17 protein-coding genes and 1 pseudogene are annotated in these 21,177 nt (G+C 39.0%); 6 read left to right on the plus strand and 12 right to left on the minus strand.

Going from position 1 to position 21,177, the window contains the following annotated elements:
* The 3 genes from CALSC_RS23520 to CALSC_RS23535 form a co-directional block, all read right to left on the minus strand.
* The coding region (locus CALSC_RS23520; protein WP_143288353.1) for a tetratricopeptide repeat protein at positions 1-655 on the minus strand (655 nt) is incomplete at its 3' end.
* A gap of 255 nt (positions 656-910) precedes the next feature.
* Positions 911-2,173 carry a dihydroorotase gene (locus CALSC_RS23530; RefSeq protein WP_088243667.1) on the minus strand — a complete coding sequence of 421 codons (1,263 nt, stop codon included), beginning with the start codon at positions 2,171-2,173 and terminating at the stop codon, positions 911-913.
* A gap of 440 nt (positions 2,174-2,613) precedes the next feature.
* Positions 2,614-3,966: a histidine phosphatase family protein gene (locus tag CALSC_RS23535; protein ID WP_088243668.1), complete on the minus strand. Its 1,353-nt coding sequence runs from the start codon at positions 3,964-3,966 to the stop codon at positions 2,614-2,616.
* Between the two features lie 162 nt (positions 3,967-4,128).
* Here CALSC_RS23535 and CALSC_RS23540 point away from each other — a divergent pair, with 162 nt between their 5' ends.
* Positions 4,129-4,569 carry a nucleoside 2-deoxyribosyltransferase domain-containing protein gene (locus CALSC_RS23540; protein WP_088243669.1) on the plus strand — a complete coding sequence of 147 codons (441 nt, stop codon included), beginning with the start codon at positions 4,129-4,131 and terminating at the stop codon, positions 4,567-4,569.
* A 145-nt stretch (positions 4,570-4,714) separates the two neighbouring features.
* Here CALSC_RS23540 and CALSC_RS23545 read toward each other — a convergent pair whose 3' ends face one another.
* The 3 genes from CALSC_RS23545 to CALSC_RS23555 form a co-directional block, all read right to left on the minus strand.
* Positions 4,715-5,071 carry a hypothetical protein gene (locus tag CALSC_RS23545; RefSeq protein ID WP_088243670.1) on the minus strand — a complete coding sequence of 119 codons (357 nt, stop codon included), beginning with the start codon at positions 5,069-5,071 and terminating at the stop codon, positions 4,715-4,717.
* A gap of 162 nt (positions 5,072-5,233) precedes the next feature.
* Positions 5,234-6,181, minus strand: coding sequence for a glycosyltransferase family 2 protein (locus CALSC_RS23550; RefSeq protein WP_088243671.1), 948 nt, complete (start codon positions 6,179-6,181; stop codon positions 5,234-5,236).
* Positions 6,182-6,235: 54 nt separating this feature from the next.
* The gene (locus CALSC_RS23555; RefSeq protein ID WP_088243672.1) at positions 6,236-7,255 is read right to left on the minus strand and encodes an Npun_R2821/Npun_R2822 family protein; all 1,020 of its coding nucleotides are present in this window, start codon (positions 7,253-7,255) and stop codon (positions 6,236-6,238) included.
* 201 nt (positions 7,256-7,456) lie between these two features.
* Between CALSC_RS23555 and CALSC_RS23560 the strand changes: the two genes are divergently transcribed.
* Positions 7,457-8,665, plus strand: a complete 1,209-nt coding sequence (locus CALSC_RS23560) for a glycosyltransferase family 4 protein (protein WP_088243673.1) — start codon at positions 7,457-7,459, stop codon at positions 8,663-8,665.
* 107 nt (positions 8,666-8,772) lie between these two features.
* On the opposite strand, the gene CALSC_RS23565 is transcribed toward CALSC_RS23560, so the two are convergent.
* Entirely contained in the window at positions 8,773-11,016 is a 2,244-nt protein-coding gene (locus tag CALSC_RS23565; RefSeq protein ID WP_407641971.1) for a RelA/SpoT family protein, read from the minus strand.
* Positions 11,017-11,297: 281 nt separating this feature from the next.
* On the opposite strand from CALSC_RS23565, the gene patD reads away from it, so the two are divergent.
* Complete coding sequence (gene patD / locus CALSC_RS23570; RefSeq protein WP_327331748.1) at positions 11,298-11,759, plus strand: heterocyst frequency control protein PatD; 462 nt, start codon at positions 11,298-11,300, stop codon at positions 11,757-11,759.
* Positions 11,760-11,775: 16 nt separating this feature from the next.
* Here the strand turns inward: patD and CALSC_RS23575 are convergent, their stop codons facing one another.
* The gene (locus CALSC_RS23575; protein WP_088243675.1) at positions 11,776-12,255 is read right to left on the minus strand and encodes an NADAR family protein; all 480 of its coding nucleotides are present in this window, start codon (positions 12,253-12,255) and stop codon (positions 11,776-11,778) included.
* A 405-nt stretch (positions 12,256-12,660) separates the two neighbouring features.
* On the opposite strand from CALSC_RS23575, the gene CALSC_RS23580 reads away from it, so the two are divergent.
* Both CALSC_RS23580 and CALSC_RS23585 read left to right on the plus strand, forming a co-directional pair.
* Positions 12,661-13,269, plus strand: coding sequence for a DUF4129 domain-containing protein (locus CALSC_RS23580; protein WP_088243676.1), 609 nt, complete (start codon positions 12,661-12,663; stop codon positions 13,267-13,269).
* Positions 13,270-13,311: 42 nt separating this feature from the next.
* Complete coding sequence (locus tag CALSC_RS23585) at positions 13,312-14,412, plus strand: DUF4350 domain-containing protein (protein ID WP_088243677.1); 1,101 nt, start codon at positions 13,312-13,314, stop codon at positions 14,410-14,412.
* A gap of 417 nt (positions 14,413-14,829) precedes the next feature.
* Here the strand turns inward: CALSC_RS23585 and CALSC_RS23590 are convergent, their stop codons facing one another.
* The 4 genes and pseudogenes from CALSC_RS23590 to ruvB form a co-directional block, all read right to left on the minus strand.
* Positions 14,830-17,214, minus strand: a complete 2,385-nt coding sequence (locus CALSC_RS23590; protein ID WP_235006913.1) for an HAD-IIIC family phosphatase — start codon at positions 17,212-17,214, stop codon at positions 14,830-14,832.
* Between the two features lie 491 nt (positions 17,215-17,705).
* Positions 17,706-17,924: pseudogene (locus tag CALSC_RS23595) on the minus strand (class II aldolase/adducin family protein); the annotation flags it as partial.
* Between the two features lie 95 nt (positions 17,925-18,019).
* Positions 18,020-18,826 (minus strand): tetratricopeptide repeat protein, encoded by an 807-nt coding sequence (locus CALSC_RS23600; RefSeq protein ID WP_088243679.1) that lies wholly within the window; start codon positions 18,824-18,826, stop codon positions 18,020-18,022.
* Between the two features lie 287 nt (positions 18,827-19,113).
* On the minus strand, positions 19,114-20,214 hold the full coding sequence (gene ruvB, locus CALSC_RS23605; protein WP_088243680.1) for a Holliday junction branch migration DNA helicase RuvB: 1,101 nt from the start codon (positions 20,212-20,214) through the stop codon (positions 19,114-19,116).
* A 155-nt stretch (positions 20,215-20,369) separates the two neighbouring features.
* On the opposite strand from ruvB, the gene hisF reads away from it, so the two are divergent.
* Positions 20,370-21,143 (plus strand): imidazole glycerol phosphate synthase subunit HisF, encoded by a 774-nt coding sequence (hisF, locus tag CALSC_RS23610; RefSeq protein ID WP_088243681.1) that lies wholly within the window; start codon positions 20,370-20,372, stop codon positions 21,141-21,143.
* Positions 21,144-21,177: the final 34 nt, after the last annotated feature.

A 21,177-nucleotide genomic window follows, 5' to 3' on the forward strand; every position in this document is an offset into this window, starting at 1 on the left:
ACACAACCCCACGACAGCAGTAAGCTTTAGCATCCTGGGGATCGGCTTTTAATATCCAGTTCAAATCTTCCATTGCTTGTCTAGTGTCCCCCTGCTCGGCTTTTTCTATTAATTGGGTAAAGTAATCTTTTGCTGATAATATAGGGGCTGGTTTGGTTGTAACTGACTGCACAACGGCGGTTTTTGGTTTTGGTTGTAACTGTTGCAAACTTGACAGACAACGGCGGCAGTTTTCCTGATCTTTTTGCTCTAGATATAATTCGGCAGCTTGCTTAAAGTCAGCGATCGCACCATGAATATTACCTTGTTTGCGGTGTATAGTTGCCCGTAAATTATAAGCACCAGCATAATTGCGATTCAAGACAATTGCTCGCTCCACATCTGCCAGTGCTCCTGGTAAATTTTTTAATACTACCCTTGCCAATGCCCGCCCATAATAAGCTTCCGTATATTGGGGATTTAGTTCGATTGCCTTGGTATAATCAGAAACTGCTTGGTGAATAGCTCCCGTGTCAAAATAAGCCAAGCCACGTCGATAGTAGACTGCATCCCAGTTTGGATTTGTTTGTAAAGCACGATTAAATAATTCAATTGCTGCAACAAAGTCCTTTTGCTGTGCTTTTTCTAACCCTTGTTTGTAAAAGTCTTCATTCATAAGTTCTACATGATTTATTCTGTTATTCCCTGTTATTACTGTAAAAGGGATTTGCAAATCATGTGATGCAGCTATCTTGCCTGTTAATAATATCAGGATGAGGAGGATGCCCATCCCACAAGATTAGATTATCGACATTGCATAATTGCAGGATGATTTTGTCAGAGATGATAAACCATAATCCTCGCATCTCCGCGTCTCCTCGTCCCCGCGTCAGCCTTCCAGCAGCCTTCCAGTATTCAGCATGGAGCGCCCTTAACACCAAGTCTGAACAACTTTACCCATAAGTTGCTTTCCCAACCAAGGTGTATTACTTGACAATGTATGTAGATTTTTCCTTTCCACCTTCCAAGGTTCTTGGGGGTTAAATAAAGTCATTTCGGCTTTTTCCCCAGCCGCAATGGTACTGGGTTTTTGTTGTAAACACAGAGCTGGATGGCTACTGAAAGCACGCCACAATTCTAGTGCTGTCAATTCCCCTGTCTCTACCAAATTCTGCCACAGTAGGGGTAATGCTAATTCTAAACCAATTGCCCCTGGAGGTGCTTCCGCAAAGGAGACGGTTTTTTCTTCATAGGTGTAGGGACTATGATCGATGGCGATCACATCTATAATCCCATTTTTTACCGCCTTCCTCAAGGCCATCATATCTTTGGGTAATCCTAGAGGTGGTTCCAGGTGCAAGCTGGGATCATAAGTTTGCACTGCTGTTGTATCCAGTAGTAGGTGCATCCAGGTAGTACTGGCAGTTATGGGTAAGCCTTGTTCCTTGGCACTAGCAATTAATTGTACACTACGCTCAGTAGAAATACGCATAATATGTATAGGGGTTCCAGTGGCTACGACTAATTCAATTAAATTAGCGATCGCAGTAGTTTCCGAATAGGCTGGATTACCTGGTAAACCTAAGTGGATAGAATCGTAACCTTCTCGCATAATACCATTACTTGCCAGTTGGCGATCGCAACACCAAAACGCCACTGGTTTATTTAAAGGTTGTAAATATTCTAACAACCGTCTGACCATAGTTAAGTTTTTCCATGGTTGGCTATCAGTAAAGCCAATCACCCCCGCAGCAGCTAAATCAGCTAACTCAGTCATCTTTTCACCCCCAATTCCTTGGGAAACAGCACCCCAGATATAGAGGAGGGGATAAGAATTGTTTGTGTCTGACTTGCTCCTTTGCAATTGTGCAACTACAGCCGGGTTATCTACTGGGGGAGAGGTATCAGGTAAAATAGTAATTCTCGTAAAGCCACCACTAGTAGCGGCTTTGAATAGGGATAAAAGGGTTTCCCGTTCTTCAAATCCCGGTTCCCCAGAATGGCTATATAAGTCCACTAAACCAGTTCCCAGAATTAATCCCCGACAATCTCGGATTTTAGTATTAGCTGGGATATCCGAAATATCATTAGCAACTGAATGAATGTAGTTATCAACAATTAAAATATCAGTAATATAATCAGTTGCAGATACAGGATCAATTAACCTGACTTGTTGTAGCAATTCGCCAATCATGGTTTTGAGTTAGATTATCAGTTGTGAGTTAAAATGTACCACTCCTGAGAAACACAAGGACAAAGGGGAAAGGTTAAAGGGGAAGGATTGGATTTTTCATTATGTTTATTCCATTTTCTTCAAGGGAGATTGAATAATTTTGATTTATCCGTGGACTCAATCCACAATTCTTTAATCCAAAATCCAAACTCCGTCTTGAAAAGTTTGCTCAACGGGGGGAACCCCCGCACCGCAACTTTCCGCAAAATCTAAAATTGTTTGACTGAAAAAAAAGGATACAAACCCCCAAATTTATTTGTGGAAAAATTAGAGATAATTGTGCCGTGATGTATAAGCACAAGGTGCAATAATTCCTTTCTTGATGCAGTCACTCATGGGTTTTCTCCCCTGCTCCCTGCTCCCTGCTCCCTGCTCCCTGCTCCCATACCTCTTCCTGACTTTCACATTGCTCCAGTTACAGTTTTATCAATCGCACCTCCATGAATATGGGAAGTAATATTCATAGCTTGCAGCACAGGTAATCCATCCAATCCCAAAGGATAATCTATTACACTCACAGAACCATTGCTTTGGCGAAAATTCCAGAAATTTTCCGGTGATAATCCCATAATATGACAAACTAAGACCTGATTAATACCACCATGAGCAACAACTAAAATAGTTTTGAGTTTTTTGCTTAACGCTTCTTCAACAATTGCATCAAAAATTTTCACACTACGTTGCCATAATTTTTGTAAATTTTCACCTGAGGATAGTTGCAATTGGGCTGGTTTTGTGAGCCACTGTTGAAAATCTTCTGGAAAATCTTGTGCAATGTCCGTTTCTAGTTTTCCTTCCCAAAATCCGTGGGTAATTTCCTTAAACCCATCATCTAATTGCAAATTGACATGGGGATGATGGTGCAAAATAATCTCTGCTGTTTCCTTTGCGCGAGACATGGAACTACTAACAATTAAATCTAGCTCCACATTTTGCATCAAATCTGATAATTTTTGTGACTGTAGTGTTCCCTGTTGATTTAAAGTGACATCAGTTTGTCCTTGATACCGTCCTTGACGATTCCAATCGGTTTCTCCATGACGCACTAAGAATAATCTTAATCCCTGATGATTTGGTCGTAGGGAGGGAAAAGTGACTCCCATGTGCTGGGTTTGGTTAAGGGATTCTAGTTGTGCTGGTTCCCCCAAAGCACCAGAAAAATTTAACACGCTTACACCACAATTAGATTGCTGGAGAGAATGGTAACGACTGGGGGGAATATTTAATGCAGTACTAATTAGAGAGCGATTAATGCCATTATGACCGACAATGAGAATGGTTTTCCCTTGGTGACGGGATAAAATTTCTTGCCAAAATTCCCTTGCTTGTGCGTATAAAGATAAAACAGGAAAATGTTCTCTAGTTCCATCTCCATCGGGAACTAGCATCTTAAATTCGTGGGGTTTTTCCTTCCAAATGCGGTAATCATCAGCAAACTGATATTGAACATCTGCTGACAACATTTTTTCCCATAGAGGTAAATCTACCTCCAATAACTGATGACTAGGCTGGGGAACCGCAGACTGTTCTGAATTTACCGATAACTCTTGGTGAATTATTGCCGCTGTCTGTTGAGCGCGAGTGAGTGGACTACAGTAAATTGCATCAAATTTAATTTGGCTGAGGAACTTACCTACCTGACTAGCATCATCACAACCCTTCTGGGTTAATCTGGAAAAATCTGTACGTCCTTGGATACGCTTTTCTATGTTATATGTACTTTGACCGTGGCGTACTATGATGGCGCGAGTCACGTTTTCCTCTCCACTCCTAAAGATTTTATTTTACCTGACTTCGGTAATAATGCTGCGATAAACTTACGAGAGGGGATTATGGGAAAATAAAAAGCTTTTATAAAAATTAAGGTATGCGATCGCTCTAGCATACATTGCTGGGGTAGATTATTAATTTTAAATATGAGCAATTACATTGAAGCTCCACATAGGTATGATGGTCAAGGTAAATCAATTTTCTGTGCTGGAGGTATAACTGGTTGTCCAGATTGGCAAGCAAAGATAGTACAATTATTACATTCTTCAGATTGGACAATATTAAATCCGCGCCGTGCTAATTTCCCAATTGACAATCCCGAAGCATCCAAGGAACAAATTGAGTGGGAATACAAGCATCTGCGATTAGCTCAGGCGATTCTCTTCTGGTTTCCCCAAGAAAGTATCTGTCCAATTGCCCTCTATGAGCTGGGTGCATGGTCAATGACCCAAAAACCTCTGTTTATAGGGATTCATCCTCATTATCCCCGCAGACAAGACGTGGAGATTCAAACTTCTTTGGTACGTTCTTATATTAATATTGTCTACTCCTTAGAAGAATTAGCTAGGCAAATTCTGGATTTTTAGATTTTCAATAATTGTAGACAAATACTTGTATACAAAATTAGGTTAGGGAGAAAAAGTGACAAAATCTTTTAACATTCTCCCCAACCCAAACCGATTAATATCACCTACATTTCATAAATCCTGCATCTGTGCATCAACAATCCCATCATTGAGCTAAATCTAACTGTAGTTGTACGCCATCATTACCATTAAATGATTCTGCTGGTTGAAGAATAATTGGTGTACTTACCTGTGATAAGGATTTCTCTATTTGACGCAACCTAGCTCTTTGATCACTGAAATTAGAATTGCTATTTTCTCCCGCCTTCATATCATTAACTGAGTCGGATTTATCCCTAAAGAAAAAGTTAGTAAAGTCATTCTCTGCATTGCGAGTATTAATGCCAGATAGAGAATCTCCAGACAAACTAGATGGTACTACTGGTGACTGTGCCTTCCCCTGGTAAGTTAACCCGCCTAGACCTAGAGCGATCGCTAAAGTGACAACAATCTTGGCATTCATGATTCTTACCCCAACTCTGTTAATAATCACACTTGTTTTGGGAATATTTTTACTTATATTCTACTTGTATTATCCTCTATTTTTTTAAGTAAACACACTGAATTATTATCTGAGTATTTCTATATTTTTAAAAACAAATATATATTTTTGTATAGTTTATCTTTATCCTTTGATTCTGCTTAAAATCTCAAACATTTGTTCCCTGATTACTAAAGGTAATAAAGACAATGCTAATCCAACAAACATTTTAGCAGTTGAAGCTGATTTACCTGCTAAAACTAGCTTCCTTCCTTGCTGAATATCGCCCTTTTTAATTAACCGCAAGCCTAACAATAATTTTGTCTCAGCCAAACGCTGTAATCTAATTTTTTCTACCTTTTCAGATGCAAATTTATAATTCTCTAAATATTGTAATTTATCAAATAAATAAGGAATAGCTCTATTAATACCTTGTTGTTCTGCATGAACACGATATTCCATCAATAATTCTGGTAAATAATACCCATTCTTTCCTGCCAAAGCCAATCTCACAAATAAATCATTATCCTCACAATTTTGCCAATTAGGTTGCATAAATCCTAATTCATCTAACACTTGGCAGCGAAATAAAGTTGCACCAATTTGGAAACTTTGATTAATAAATACTACTTCTAATAAATTATCAACAATTCCTGCGGGTAAATTTTCTCTTCCCCAACGTCGAGAATTATCCTGAGTTTGTGGTTCATATCGGACATTATTAATATCAATTATCCAGTGATCTGTACCAACAAAATCCACATTGAAATTATGATCTAGAATCGATATTGTCTGTACTAAAAAATCCGGAGTTAATCTATCATCATCATCGAATTTAAGAAAATAATCCCCTGTAGATGCTTCAAAGCCAGAGCGCATATTATTACTTTTGCCAATATTTTGAGGATGGCGGATATATCTAATTCGCTTATCTGTATATCTGGAGATTACCTTAGGTGTATCATCTTTGGAACCATCATCACAAATAATTAGTTCAAAATCTGTATACGTTTGATTGAGTACACTCTCAATAGCACAACATAGGAGATTAACGCGATTATATGTAGGAATACAAATACTAACTTTAGGCATTATTTAATGTCCAAAATAGATGATATTAACCACTAATAAAAAACATCATAAAACTTAACTAAGAGTTTTGTGCAGTTTCTTCACTGCTTTTTGAATTAATCGATTACTTTTAGTCACAATATTAGGCTCTTTTAGCTTTTGTGGTCTTTTCTCTGGCTCTTTAAGAAAACGATAGTATAAAAAATCATATTTGTAACGAATATTAACATTTGCGCCTCGACATAAACTAGCAAAATCACTAGAAGAATAGTTCATGTAATGAATGCGATGAATTGGTTTTAATCCATCTTCGTTATACAGGACATGATCAATATTGACAAAGGGATCTGCATCAGCACAATTACCAGTTATATCTTGACCATTAGGACTAAGGGTAAAATTAAATAGTGGGCGTTCGCTACGTAAAGTCATGTAATTAAATAAGAAAGCATCATCCCACCAACCATGACCATTGATCCATTCAATTTCTCTTTGTTCAATTAATCTCTGCTTCATTAAGCTCATTTCTTGAGAACTAAATAGTCCTTTTTTGGAACCAAAAAAGCTAGAACAGTGCAATTTATTTCGTATATTTTCTGTCTTATATAACCCAGTTTTCTCTATGAGTGAAAAATTTAAAGCTGCTACAGGTTCTGGCTTTTTATGTTCCCAATCATCAAAAACAAAATCGTAGGTTTCTAGTTTCTCATATACATCATTTATTGGCTTCATAGCCAAACTGTCAGCATCATAAAATACAAATTTATCAAAAATACCATCAAATACAGCTAACCTTCTTTGCAAATGTCCTTTGTACCAACTAGGGCGGGAGTATCTTGATTCTTTCTCTCTAGGATGAGCTGACCAAATTTGGTGAGAAAGGTCTTCCCAATACTGGATTGCTTCCCAATTATCAAATAAAGTTACATTTGACCTAGATTTAATTTCTGCTTTCACTAAATCTAGTTTTTGATTATAGGGAATAATACAAACAGGTATCTTTGAACTTACATTAATTTCAATACTATTCAACAGTGCTATTAATTGGTCATAAACAGAATCATTTGCTAAAGTATAAATACCAAAGTTTTCCATGAAAATAGCATCCTTTTTTATATTATGTTTCTGATATGCGTAAAATATTTTTAATCTAACAAATGATATAGTATATTTGCTCTATTTTTACAAAATAATTGACTGGTAACCTTCAATTAAATGTATTCAAAATTACAGCCCAATTATCATATTTTTATCTATCTTCACTTTCGTTAGTATTATTCCTATATAAATAGCTTTATGAACATCTTAATGATATCTTCTACATTCCCTTATCCACCAACCCGTGGAGGAACCCAAGTCCGAACTTTTAATTTACTCAAATATTTGACTAAAAATCATTCTATAACCTTAGTCACTCAGCAGGAAGACGGTGTTGCAGCCGCAGAAATAGTTGAGTTAAGGAATGTTGTTGATCATCTAGTTATTTTTAACCGTCCTTCAGAAATGCCAACCACAGGAGGAATACTGAAAAAAATTCACAGATTGAATAAATTCCTCTTCACGGGTACACCACCAAATGTGTTAAATCGTTATTCAGTGGAGATGCAAAGTTGGATTAATAATTTTGTCGAGGAGAATAAATGTGATGTGATTACCTGCGAACATAGTGTGAATGAAATTTATATTAACCCTGATTTCCAAAAACAAGTCAAAACCTTAGTTAATGTCCATAGTTCTGTTTATGGCACTTGTCTTAACCAATTAAAAACAGGTATTTCGGAAAATTCTCTCAGAGATAAAATTAATCTACCACTATTACAGCGTTATGAGCGAAGTTACTGCTCTAAATTTTCGCAAATTGTTGTGACTACAGAAGAAGATAAAATACAACTACAGGCATTCAATCCTAGTCGGAAAATTGCGATCATTCCCAATGGTGTAGATTTAGTTTCCTTCCCTTACCGTACCAATGATCCCACAGGATACCGCTTAATTTTTATTGGTGCAATGGATAATTTGGCAAATATTGATGCAGTCTGTTTTTTCGCTGATGAAGTATTACCAGAAATTCAAAAACTTTACCCAGATACAACTTTTGATGTTGTTGGCTCTAATCCCGTACCTGCAATTTTAAGACTTCAAGCAATACCAGGAATTAATGTCACTGGGCGCGTACCTTCAATGGTAGAATATTTACATCAAGCTACCATTTGTGTAGTTCCCATGCGGACTGGATTTGGGATTAAAAATAAAACCTTAGAAGCAATGGCTGCTGGTGTACCAGTCGTCGGAAGTGATCGCGGTTTGGAAGGGTTGTCTGTAGACAATGTGGGTAGTTCTCCAAGAGCATTAAGAGCTAATACTCCTGAAGAATATGTCAAGGCTATCAGTCAATTATTTGAGCATCCAGAACTGAGAAATGATTTATCTAGAAATGCTAGACAGATGGTAGAAACAGAATTTACCTGGGAACAAGCTGGCAAACTTTACGAGCAATTATTATAAAACTTCATTAATATTTGTAACTTAATCTTTCACAGATTCAACTTGCCAATTGAGATAAAAATTGGCAAGCTTACAGAAACAAATATTATTCCTTCAGTCCTTTACAACTAGGAATATATATAACCAAGACGACGAATATTAATAATGTCGCTCATTTTTTTGATTTGACTGAACAACTGTTCTAATTGAGTACAACTAGATATTTCTATTTCTAAATCAATTAATGCCGGCTTAGCAATAGAAGTTTTCACATTAGCATTACGCACATTAATACCTCGATCACTTAAACGGGATAAAATATCCTTAAAAACCCCCACCCTGTCTAAAGTCTCAATTTGGATTTTCACTGGATAAGTATGAAACTGAGAAATCTTGTCATCGTTACAATTCCAGGTTACAGGAATCAAGCGATCGCATTCTACTGTTTCCAGATTTTGGCATTCTTGGCGATGAATCTTAATCCCTTTACCTCTGGTAACTACACCAATAATTGCTTCCCCAGGAATGGGATTACAACACCCAGCTAGATGGTACATCAACCCTTCTATACCTACAATTGGTGAATTACTAGATTGGGAAATGCTAGGACTTATATCCTTTACTTTGGGTGTAAGGGTGGGTAAATGATTATGGGTTTCCGATTCGGGAGTTAATGGTTGTTGGGACTTAATTGCTTCTCGCCAACGATTCAAGAAAAAATTGAGGGTAATTTCACCATGACCCAAACCAGCCAATAAATCTTCTACACTTTGATAGTTGCATCTCTCCACCACAGTTTGCATGGCTTGAGATTTGAGCAAATTATCAAAGCCTTTTTTGCCCAGTTCTTTTTCTAATAACTCCTTGCCACGGGTAATATTTTCTTCTCGGTGCGCTCGCTTGTATAATTGGCGAATGCGATTCTTGGCTAAACTTGTTTTGGCAAAGTTGAGACAGTCCACACTTGGTTGACTATTCTTTTGAGTGATAATCTCGACGATATCACCATTTTTTAGAGGCGTTGATAGGGGTAACATCCGTCCATTCACCTTCACACCTGCACAGTGATTACCCACCTCCGTATGAATGCGATAGGCAAAATCTATGGGTGTAGAACCAGCCTTTAATGCAACTAAATCACCTTTAGGGGTAAAAACATAAACATCATCTTCAAATAGGTTATCTTTAACGCTATCGAGATATTCCTGGGCATCTTTGAGGTCATTTTGCCATTCCAATAACTGTCGCAACCAAGTAAATTTTTCATCTGCTGCGGTTAAAGTTGTACTTTGAGATCCACCTTTTTCCTTATATTTCCAGTGAGCTGCAATCCCATATTCGGCAATATGATGCATTTCCAGAGTCCGAATTTGAATCTCTAAATGACCACCCCAAGGACCAATCACTCCAGTATGTAAGGATTGATAATGATTGGGTTTGGGTAATCCAATATAATCTTTAAATCTACCAGGAATGGGCAGAAATGAATCGTGAACCACCGCTAAAGCCCGATAACATTCCTCTTTAGTTTCTACTATAATTCTTAAAGCAGCCAAATCGTAAATTTCATGAAATTCTTTGTTTTGGCGCTGCATTTTTTGATAGATACTATGGAGGTGTTTGGGTCTACCACTGATATCAAAACAATGAATACCTACTTTTGCTAACCGATTTTGCAAGGTTCCAGTAATTTGTTTTAATCTATTTTCTCTATCAGTGCGTTTATCTGCTACTAGCTGTTTAATTTCTTGGTAAGCTTCTGATTCTAGGTATTTAAAGGATAAATCTTCCAACTCCCATTTAAGATGCCAAATTCCCAAGCGATTAGCTAAGGGAGCAAAAATTTCTTTAGTTTCTAAAGCAATGCGACGGCGCTTAGCATCTGGTAAATGTTCCAAGGTTCGCATATTATGGAGGCGATCCGCCAATTTGACCACAATCACCCGAATATCTTTTGCCATTGCTAAAAACATTCGCCGGAAGTTCTCAGCTTGACCTTCTGTTTTACTCTTAAAATTTATTTTAGAAAGCTTGGTTACACCTTCCACTAATTGTCGAACTTCCCCACCAAAGAGATTCTCGATTTCTTCACTCGTAACTTCTGTATCTTCTACTACATCATGCAAAAAACCAGCTGCTATCATAGTAGCACTGCCTCCTAAGTCACGTAACAAACCGGCGACAGCGACTGGATGACAAATATATGGTTCACCTGATTTGCGATACTGACCTTCATGAAGTTTGTAGGCAAATTTGAAGGCTTCAGCAATTAATTTGTCTTCCTGGTACTGGTAATTATTCTGTATGTGCTCACTGTTGGGGTGTGAGTTTTCCAAACAGCTTTGTAGCCATACTGGAATATTAATGTCCATAGAAGATTCAAGGATTGAGCAGTTCATAGAATTAAATTGGGGGTAGGGTAATCAGGGTATGAGGAAAAATAAGCGGTGAAGGTCAAGCAAGTATACAGTAAATGCTTTGAATTGACCTTTTGATAGATGTTTTAACCACAGCCATTAACTGGGGTTCAAAATGACAGGGTGACCGTCATCAAGATGTTATTGATAAAAATGGGGAAAATTAGTATTTCAGAAATTAGTATATGCAAGTGAGTTTCAAGGATAATAATATTGAAAACTGATTTATGGTAAATATGCAACCAAAAATCTTTTTTCTGGCTGAATTTGCCACAATTATTGGAAAAACTTCATTGTATAAGCAACATTTCTTGACCTTACCAACTATTTTCCCAAATATTTGCATGTATATAAATAATCAGCCATATCAGGCATTCGTAAATTTGTTAGAGCAATTACGCAACTATACCATTACTGCTGAACCAGATGCACCCCAACTACAGCAGCAAATCATGTCCTTGCGTAAATTTTATCAGCAGCAGATTTTGACTTTAGCTCCTGAAGACACAGAAAACCAAAATCTGAGCCAGATAAATTCCTATCACACAGAAATCAGTAAACAATTGCGTCTTCTAGAAATGGATATGATTTTTTTGCAGGGAGCAAGGCAAACTACAACTGTTCAGACTAGACTACAGGCAATTAACGATCGCCTTAATACTTTGATACAATATTGTGATGCTATCCTCAAAATGTAACTTAACTTAATTGAACTTAACTATTGGATTTTGCCAGAGCTTCTAACACTGGCATATGGCGTAATTCTGACCGTACACTCATCAGAGTTTTACCTAATTGATTTTGACCAGATTTATTGGCACCACAACCCCAGAAATAATCGGTAGGGGAGTTTTCTACCAGTAATTGCTCTCCCGTATCTAGGAGAATTTTAGCAATTCCAGTATGGGTGCGAAATTTTTGTAACACTGCTGTTCCCATGACAATGGTTTTAATGACTTCCCAATCTGGACGTATTTGACGAGTGGGGCAACGTCCCAATTCAGCCGCTTTTTCTGGAGTTTCTGCATCATGAATCAGGGGAATAATTATTTCATCTTTTGTACCCACGAACTTTTGAGCCTGATAGTAATGTTCTACCGTTGACCAGTAAGTTTTTTGGATAACGATCCCGTGGGGAGAAAAGTTAGAAAAACAGCCATAGGGCTGCCAAGCTTTGTAAAAGTAGATAGTCATTTAAAATTTCTCTTTTTATACTTCTACTTCTATCATGCCTGTAGATGTTCCATCATGGAGTGAAAATTTTAACTTCCAGGTCATACCTGAGCTTCTAATTGATTACAATCAGAAGCCAGATAGTTAGGGATTTTATCAACTTTAAATATCAAACCACCAAATATCCAACCACCAAAAGATAACAATCGCCTGGTTATTAAAACTTAATATTTATCAATATAGTTTAGCCAGACATATTTATATATAGAGAGAAATTTTAACTAAAATAGTATACCACTACGTAATTAGGGCGCGGACATTGTTGAAGCACCAAACCTATGAGCAGTAAACTTATTACTGGCACGTAGCGCTATAAATACTCAGAAGTTAGAATAGTCTGGATTATCTCCATCCGATAATTTAATTATGCCCGCAGAATCATTTGAAAAAACTAGTTGGGGTTGGCAGCTTTCTCAATTACAGCGACAAATCGGGGAATGGTTGGAGTACCAAATTTCCCGTTGGCGATTGCCATTTTCTGATCAATTACCTAAATGGTCTATTCTTCCTTGGGTAGAAAATCTACTGAAGTTTTTGTTTTGGATGTTACTAGGTTTATTTGTCGCTTGGGTTGTTTGGCGATTATGGCAGGAATTTAGTCCTTATATTTATTCGCGATTAAATAGAATAAATGATACTGCTGCTGTTGCTACTTTCCAATCAAAAAATTTATCTGCTGCTGCATGGTTGGAGCGATCGCAATATTTTTATCGTCAGGGTAAATACGGAGATGCTTGTCGTTGCTTGTATTTAGCAACCCTGCAATATTTACATGAAACTAAAATAATTCCCCAAAAAGCAAGTCGTACAGATGGCGAGTATTTGCAATTATTACAATTATCTGGAACCCCAATACAGCCTTATGAAACCTTGATTACTACCCACGAGCAATTGTGTTTTAGCGATCGCAAAGTTTCATCAGATACTTATCAGCAGTGTCAGCAAGCCTATGGGGAGATTACAAGTAGTAAGTAATAAATAATAAATAATAAGTAATAAGTTTAAAATGATACTAAAATGAAACGCTCAAATCGCTGGCTCTGGTTATCTGGACTGATATTAGCGGTGATTCTCCTCACTATGATTGCTGCACCCAGTAGTAGTAAGCTTAATAGCGGCTCCACTTATGGACGCGCCCCGGATGGCTATGGTGCTTGGTATGCTTTTATACAGAAACAAGGTGCAACTATCCAAAGGTGGAAAAAGCCATTTGCAGATTTAACAACAGAAAAACGCCCAGTTACTTTACTGCAAGTAAGAGCTTCTTTGGGTTTCCAGGCTCTATCATCCAAACAAAAAAAATGGGTGGAAACTGGGAATAATCTGGTGATTTTGGGGGTATATCAAGGTGTGAGTGGTGCCAAATTCAGTACCATCCAGCGATCGCTTCTAGGTGATGTTAAGATTGATACTAGTAGGCGAAGAGAAATTACCTCTGGGGAAGAGGCTGATTTGTCAGATAGCTTTGGAGCGGTGGTTTGGCAGAAAAAGTACGGTAAAGGTAAGGTAACTTTTGCCATCACACCCCATTTGGCAGCTAATGCCTATCAGGATTATTCTGGTAACTTTAAGTACCTAGCAAATTTAGTTACTCATCAAGATAATCTGATTTTGGTAGATGAGTACATCCACGGCTATAAAGATCAGGATGTGAGAGAAAGGGAAGGACAGGGAAATTTATTTAGTTATTTGGGTCAAACTCCTTTATTCCCTGCATTCATGCAAATATGTGTTTTGTTGTTGGTAGTGGTATGGGCAAAAAATCGCCGCTTAGGAAAATCAGCGAGTTTAGGGACTCCAGTAGTCGATAATAGTGCAGCTTATATCCAGGCATTAGCAGCAGTGTTGCAAAAAGCTGAATCCAGTGACTTTGTGGTGGAAATGGTGGGTAAGGAAGAACAGATGAGATTACAAACAGCCTTGGGGTTGGGGAAAACTCCTCTGGGACGAGATACTTTAATTGAGGAGTGGAAACAACAAATTAGTAGTGATAATACTGAATTAAATGAGTTGTTAAAAGTACAGGCACAGAAAACGAAGATTGGGGAAAAACAACTGATAGATTGGTTAGTTAAATGGCGATCGCTCCGGCAAATTTTGTTAGGGGAGAATAAGTAATTTATAAGAGTAGGTTATGAAAAGTATTGAAGAAAATGGCGTTTGGTTTCTCTCCAATAATCCAGAAAATAAAGTGTATGGCAGACTCACGTTTTCCACTGATGAACCTCCGAAGCTCTATTTAATAGGTCCATTACAGGAAGTTCAATGTGGTGACAGGATCCCTCATACATTTTAGAATCCCCTCGCCTTCAGGCAGGGGAGCAGTCAAACCTTCAGTATATAGAAAAGGAGAGACAACACTCTGGAATTATTGTTGTACCCCAGAAAAATGCCTATGAAGTAGCGCCAAAGGTTGGTATTTTGGTTAAGTAACCTGGCAATTGAGGAAATCAGCAATCAGTTGTTATATGGGTAAATCATATGCAACGTTGTTGAACAGATTAAAAAAGCTTCCGTTGGGATTTTCCCTTTCACTCAGGCTAACACTCGAACTTGTAGTTCTATATACCCAGGCTTTTGCGGAACATTCACCACTTCAGCTTCCAGAATATCTGATTGCTTGGGCGAAAAACCCATTTTCAACAGAAAAGTTTTTACTTGCTCGTTTCGTGAACCTGAATGGTAAGGAGCAATAATCATGTTTAAATCTTTTTGATGAGCAAAATCAAAAAGGGTGCATAAGAAAGATTGCTCTATTCCTCGTCCGAGAGCGCGACAACTGAGCAGAAATGTATCTAGAAACAGACATCTGTTTTCCTGCTTCAGAATCGCTACGCCAACAAGACCATAATCACCAAAACGATCCTTAAGATTCAGCGCTAGAATGGAGCAGGATTTGTGCAGGTCTTGAATTTCAGTTAAGGAACGGCGAATTAAGGAAAGATTAAATTGATTGGTTTTTTGCGTTAATTGTGCGACTCGTGGCAAATCTCTTGCTTCGGCAGACCGGATTTCTACAACCAATTGTAGGGATTCCAAGTAACTATGAATGCTACTTGTACTCTGCTGCAATTCCCGGCGCTGTTGTTCCTCCGCCATCAATTGGGTTCGCATCCTATCTTCTACCGTAATACTACAGGAATCAAAACACCACAGCTTGGAAAGGGTTTCGACATAATGTGCCGCTTCTTTCGGCATGGGAACAACTATGACTTCTGGAGCATTTGTCTCCACTTCAAGACGCTCTACGGGTGAATCATCTACAAAAACGAAAGAGTCCAGACCCAAATTTAATTCATCGGTAAGTTCGCGCAAATTAACAGATTTTTCCTGCCAATTAATCCGATAACCAGCAATATCCTCTCGTCGAAGAACCATTTCGGGATGATGTTCAAACACATTCCAGACATCCGCTTCTTCATTTTTGCTAACTAATACTAGCAAAATCCCCCGTTTTTTAAGTTCTAGAAGCATTTCCTGAAACAGACGAAAACTGCGACCAGGATAGTCATTACTCAAGGCAATCCCATCAATACCATCCTCACCCAAAATACCTCCCCAGAGAATGCCGTCGCAATCAAGTGCCAGAACTTTTTTTGCAGGAAGAAATCTTCCACGAACCAAACGAGTAATTGCAATTCCCAATCTCTGATATACAATCTGTGAATAGGGAGCACGGGCTATTGCCTCTAATGAAGCATCCTGGGAATTTTGTCGTCCAACTTCCTCTACAACTCCGGTAAAGTCTAATATCTGGATCCCTTCGATTTTTTCCAGCTGCTCCAGCCACCAAAAGCGTAGTTTTTCCACCTGTTGATGCTTTCCGTGGAAAAATGGTGAAACGGCTGGGGGCAAATTTGATACGATTAGACCCTTTTTATTTACAGCATAACTATTAATCGCATCTAACAGTTGACTGGCTCGAATCATCCCATCTGGATCTCCATCGGAGATTAAATCTTCTGGGCGAGTCAGCACAACATTTAACCCATTTGGGTTATTCATAAACACACTATCTGGGGAAAGAAGAGTCTGCTCCAATTGGTTGAATTCGCCAAACTCAACAAAAAATGGAATACCGAATGCTCTACACCAGAGTTCTAAGGTAGAACCTAGTGGTTGTGCAGTAAAAGTAGCAGCTATGACAATTTTTTGCTCCCCTTCCTGCGATGCTTCCTGAAAACGACGGGCAAGTGCTTGAGTTACAGTGTCTGGCTTGTAAAGGGGTAGAAGTTCTGGATTAGTGGGTATTTCAACAGTTTCATTAGTAGTGGATACAGTATCCGAATTATCTGAAAGATTATTATGTGTATGGACGGTAATTAACTGCTCGATTGACTGACGAGAATTTAGCTTGAAGATTTGCTCAGCAGCAATACGAATATTAAAACGGTCATACAATGAAGCGGCAATTGACATTTTAGCCAAGGAATCCCATGCCATACAATTGTCGCTACTGAGGTCTTTGGTAATCTCTTCGGGACGCAAACGAGTAGCATTAGCAATTATGTCATTCAATTCCGATGAATCTATCTGTTGTACTGAATAATTGGTTTCACTGATATTCGCATATTCGTTTCGTTTACGGATAAAAACTGCTGGATTTCCTCCCCATATCTCGCCCCTTCCTATACGAGTGAAAGGAAGCACATTGCTACCTACTTCTACTATCCCTCCCTCCTCAATTTTGACACCCATTCCGATTCGGCTATTACCACCGATAGTACTGTTATTTTCAATAATAATCGGCTCGGAAAAGTATTTTACTTGACCTCCAGAGCTGTTGAGACCATGAGCAACAAGATCGCATTTACTGCCAATAACCACGTTATTACCGATGTATGTCAAATCTGGATCTTGTGGCCATACGACTATTGTGCAGAGTTTGCCGATATGCACCTCTGGAGAATAGGAGCTCATCACTAGGTTTCTCATCCATTTCAAAGCATTTGGAGTAAGCTGGAAATAGTTGAGAAAAGGCAATGTAGACATTAAACTCTGTAGTCTGTAAGAGATAATTATAGGTTCTATTTGAATAAGTGCAAGCAGATCCTCGAGAATATTAATTTCGAGGATTTTAGGCTTTTTAACAAATAGAAACATAAGTTTTGTCCCCACAATACTCAGGCACAAAAAAAGAAATAACCAGAGCAAGTAAATGAGAGGAAATGTTGCCACCAGAACCAGAGGTTTAATTTCCGAGAACAGGCTAAACAGCAGCCAGCTTTCCAGAAACCCCGCCAGAATGATTATTACTACTGGATAAAGCCAACTAATGGCATCTATAGTTAGTGCAGAGAGTATTTTAATCAGTTTCATTATATAACTTCTCCAATGGCATTTATTTGTTCATACAAGCTAGAACTGCGAAATAAACTATAGTAGTTTTTTGATTATTTAAACAGGCGTAAAATAATTAATAAGCCGTGGTTACAGAGCATAATACTTTCTTTCTCCCAAGGTAGCAGCAATGCGATCGCTTTCTCCTGTTTCCAGTACGACCCCGGTATAATTATCGAATAAAGCATGGTCTTCGTAAAATGCACAGGCATCTTGAATCAAGGGCTCGAGTAAGCGTCCCAAGCTTGGTGAATACGGGAATGAATCGCAAAAGCCGCCATATTTACAGGTTATTACCTTGCCCCTACCCATCTGTTGTATTCTTCTTTCAAAATGGTATAACCAATTTCTAGACTTTCCTTGCTCCTGTGCATTTGCAAGTTTTTTACTGGAGTTTCAAAAATTTCTCCAATGCTACCACCAAACTAGGAGGCCATCGACGGATATTTTTTACCCAGTTAATATCTTTATAGCGACTATCTAGTCCATAAGCCGCTACCCAATTACTTTCCGCTTCTCCTGGCTTTCCATTTGCCCAGTAAGCAGCAGTTAAAGCAGCTCGCATATCTGCAAACTGGGGATACTTGCGAGCCAAACCTTTCATCTCTTGGATGGCAATTTCTGTATTACCAATTTCATACTCTGCTAAGGCGTGGTTAGCACGGGCGAAGGCAAATTTGGGGTTAATCTCCGTAGCTTTTTGATAATCTGCGATCGCATCTTCCCATTTTCCTAAGCCTGCTTCGGCATTTCCCCGATTGTTATATGCCATAGCATCATTGGGATCTAACTCCAGAACGCGATTATAATCTGCGATCGCATTTGACCATTTTCCCAACCCTTCAAAGGCTGTCCCTCGATTCAAATAGGGGTCTGTAACATTGGGTGCCAGTTCTATAGCTTTGTTGTAATCTTCTAAAGCTGCTTGCAATTTATTTTGACTTACCCGCACATTCCCCCGGTTACTCCACACCGCCGGATTTTGGGGAAATTCTTCGATAATTTGTGTCCAGTACTTTTCAGAGGTGGCAAAATCACCTTGACTGGCAGCATTCAAAGCTTGATTACTCAAATTTTCCCATTTTTGGAATTGTTCTTGGGTAATTTGCAGGGGTTCATTTGCAGCATATGCTTCCCCACCCCAACCAAACATTAAAATAGCACTCAGGAAAATTACAATCAATCGCACCATCAGACCTATTCCTCTTACCTTGGCATTTTGTTAACCTTTATTAATTGAAGCATCAACAGACGAAATACTGGGCAAAATTTTATGGGAAATTGTGACGTAGGCATTTACTAGGAAAGGCAGGGGAGCAGGGAGCAGGGAGCAGGGAGCAGGGAGCAGGGGGAAGGAAAAATTATACTTAGATAATTGATGGTACAAATTATTTTTCATCGGAACTGCCTCCAGCCTTCTTCAATAAGTTGTCAACCTTCCTACTGTCCAAAAAATACAAAGTCCTTCACCAGTCTTCCTCACAACAAAGACATCTGCTCATTCGGTGGCTTAAAACCCAAATGCTTATACGCAGCAGGTGTGGCTACCCTTCCCCGTGGAGTCCGACTCAAATATCCAATTTGCATTAAATAAGGTTCGTAAACTTCTTCAATGGTTTGGGTATCCTCACCACTGGCAGCCGCAATGGTTTCTAATCCCACAGGGCCACCATTAAACTGTTCAATAATCACACTCAACATTCGCCTGTCTGTCCAATCCAAACCACAGGGGTCTACTTGAAATAACTGTAGAGCTTCCCCGGCAACCCCTTCGTTAATTTCACCAGATGATTTAACCTCCGCATAATCACGTACCCTCTTAAGTAGTCTATTTGCTATTCTTGGCGTACCCCGAGAACGACGGGCAATTTCTGTCGCTCCATCTTCCGCCACGGGGGTTTTCAATAATTGGGCGGTTCGCAAAACTATTTGGCTCAATTCATCCACTTCATAGAATCGTAATTTTTGTACCAAACCAAAGCGATCGCGTAAAGGAGAAGTTAACGCCCCTACCCTAGTTGTCGCTCCCACCAAGGTAAATTTTGCTAGGGGTATACTGCGAATCCTGGCACTAGGGCCTTTGCCTGTAGTAATATCCAGGCGATAATCTTCCATAGCTGGGTACAAAATTTCCTCAGTCATCCGGGAAAGGCGATGAATTTCGTCAATGAAGAGAATATCTCCCGGTTTCAAGTTAACTAACAATCCCATAATATCCCTGGGACGCTCCAAGGCTGGGGCGCTGGTAATTTTATAATTAACCTCCATTTCCGCAGCTAAAATCATTGCCATAGTAGTTTTACCCAATCCTGGAGGGCCATACAAGAGTAAATGATCCATCACCTCTTGACGGGATTTAGCAGCTTTAATGGCGATTTCTAGCACATCCTTTAAATCTTTCTGTCCGATATAATCAGCAAACCGTTGGGGTCGAATACTCTCTTCTGGCTTTCCCTGCTCGTCAGCCTCTGCTTGGGGATGTAGAAGATCCGGTGTTTGAGTTTTTTTTGCTGATTTCCGATGCTGCTGGGGTTGTTTACCCGGTTCTTCAGGCTGTTTTTTAGAGGAGATAATCGCCATAGATCTGCTGTTGAATTAGATTTCAGACTGGTTTCGGGAAATGGCAAACCGCGCAAGTCTAGGAAAAAACACGGATGCAAAAATTTTCTTTCTAGAATACGCCTACCCATTTAAAATTTAAATTTCGGGGAATATTCAAGGGTAGAAAATTGATCATGCTAGCTAAGAGAATCTTACCGTGCTTAGATGTAAAAGCGGGACGAGTTGTAAAAGGAGTTAACTTTGTCAATATTAAAGATGCCGGTGATCCGGTGGAAATGGCAAAGGTTTACAACGATGCTGGGGCAGATGAGTTAGCGTTTCTAGATATTACAGCTACTCATGAAGAACGCAATACAATTATTGATGTGGTGTACCGTACCGCCGAGCAGGTCTTCATTCCCCTGACTGTTGGTGGTGGTATCCAAACCTTAGAAAATGTTAAAGCTTTGTTACGAGCCGGAGCAGATAAGGTTAGTATTAATTCTGCGGCGGTACGTAAACCAGATTTTATTAATCGAGCTAGCGATCGCTTTGGCAATCAATGCATAGTCATTGCTATTGATGCCAGACGCAGAAATGATCCCACCAATCCTGGTTGGGATGTATATGTCCGTGGTGGCAGAGAAAATACAGGTATAGATGCTCTTCAGTGGGCACAAGAAGTAGAAAAACGAGGTGCAGGAGAATTGTTGGTGACAAGTATGGATGCTGATGGCACTCAAGCTGGTTACGACCTAGAGTTAACCAGAGCAATTGTAGAGGCAGTACAAATTCCTGTGATCGCTTCCGGGGGTGCTGGTAATTGCCAACACATCTATGAAGTACTTACCACAGGTAAGGCTGAAACCGCTCTACTCGCTTCTTTACTACATTATGGACAGCTAAGTGTCGCAGAAATCAAAAACTATTTGTGCGATCGGCAACTACCAATCAGACCCATTTCTTAAGCAAGTATTAAGTTCCTAACCACTCCCTATGTGG

The organism is Calothrix rhizosoleniae SC01 (assembly GCF_900185595.1).
GTDB classification, from domain to species: Bacteria; Cyanobacteriota; Cyanobacteriia; order Cyanobacteriales; family Nostocaceae; genus Calothrix_A; species Calothrix_A rhizosoleniae.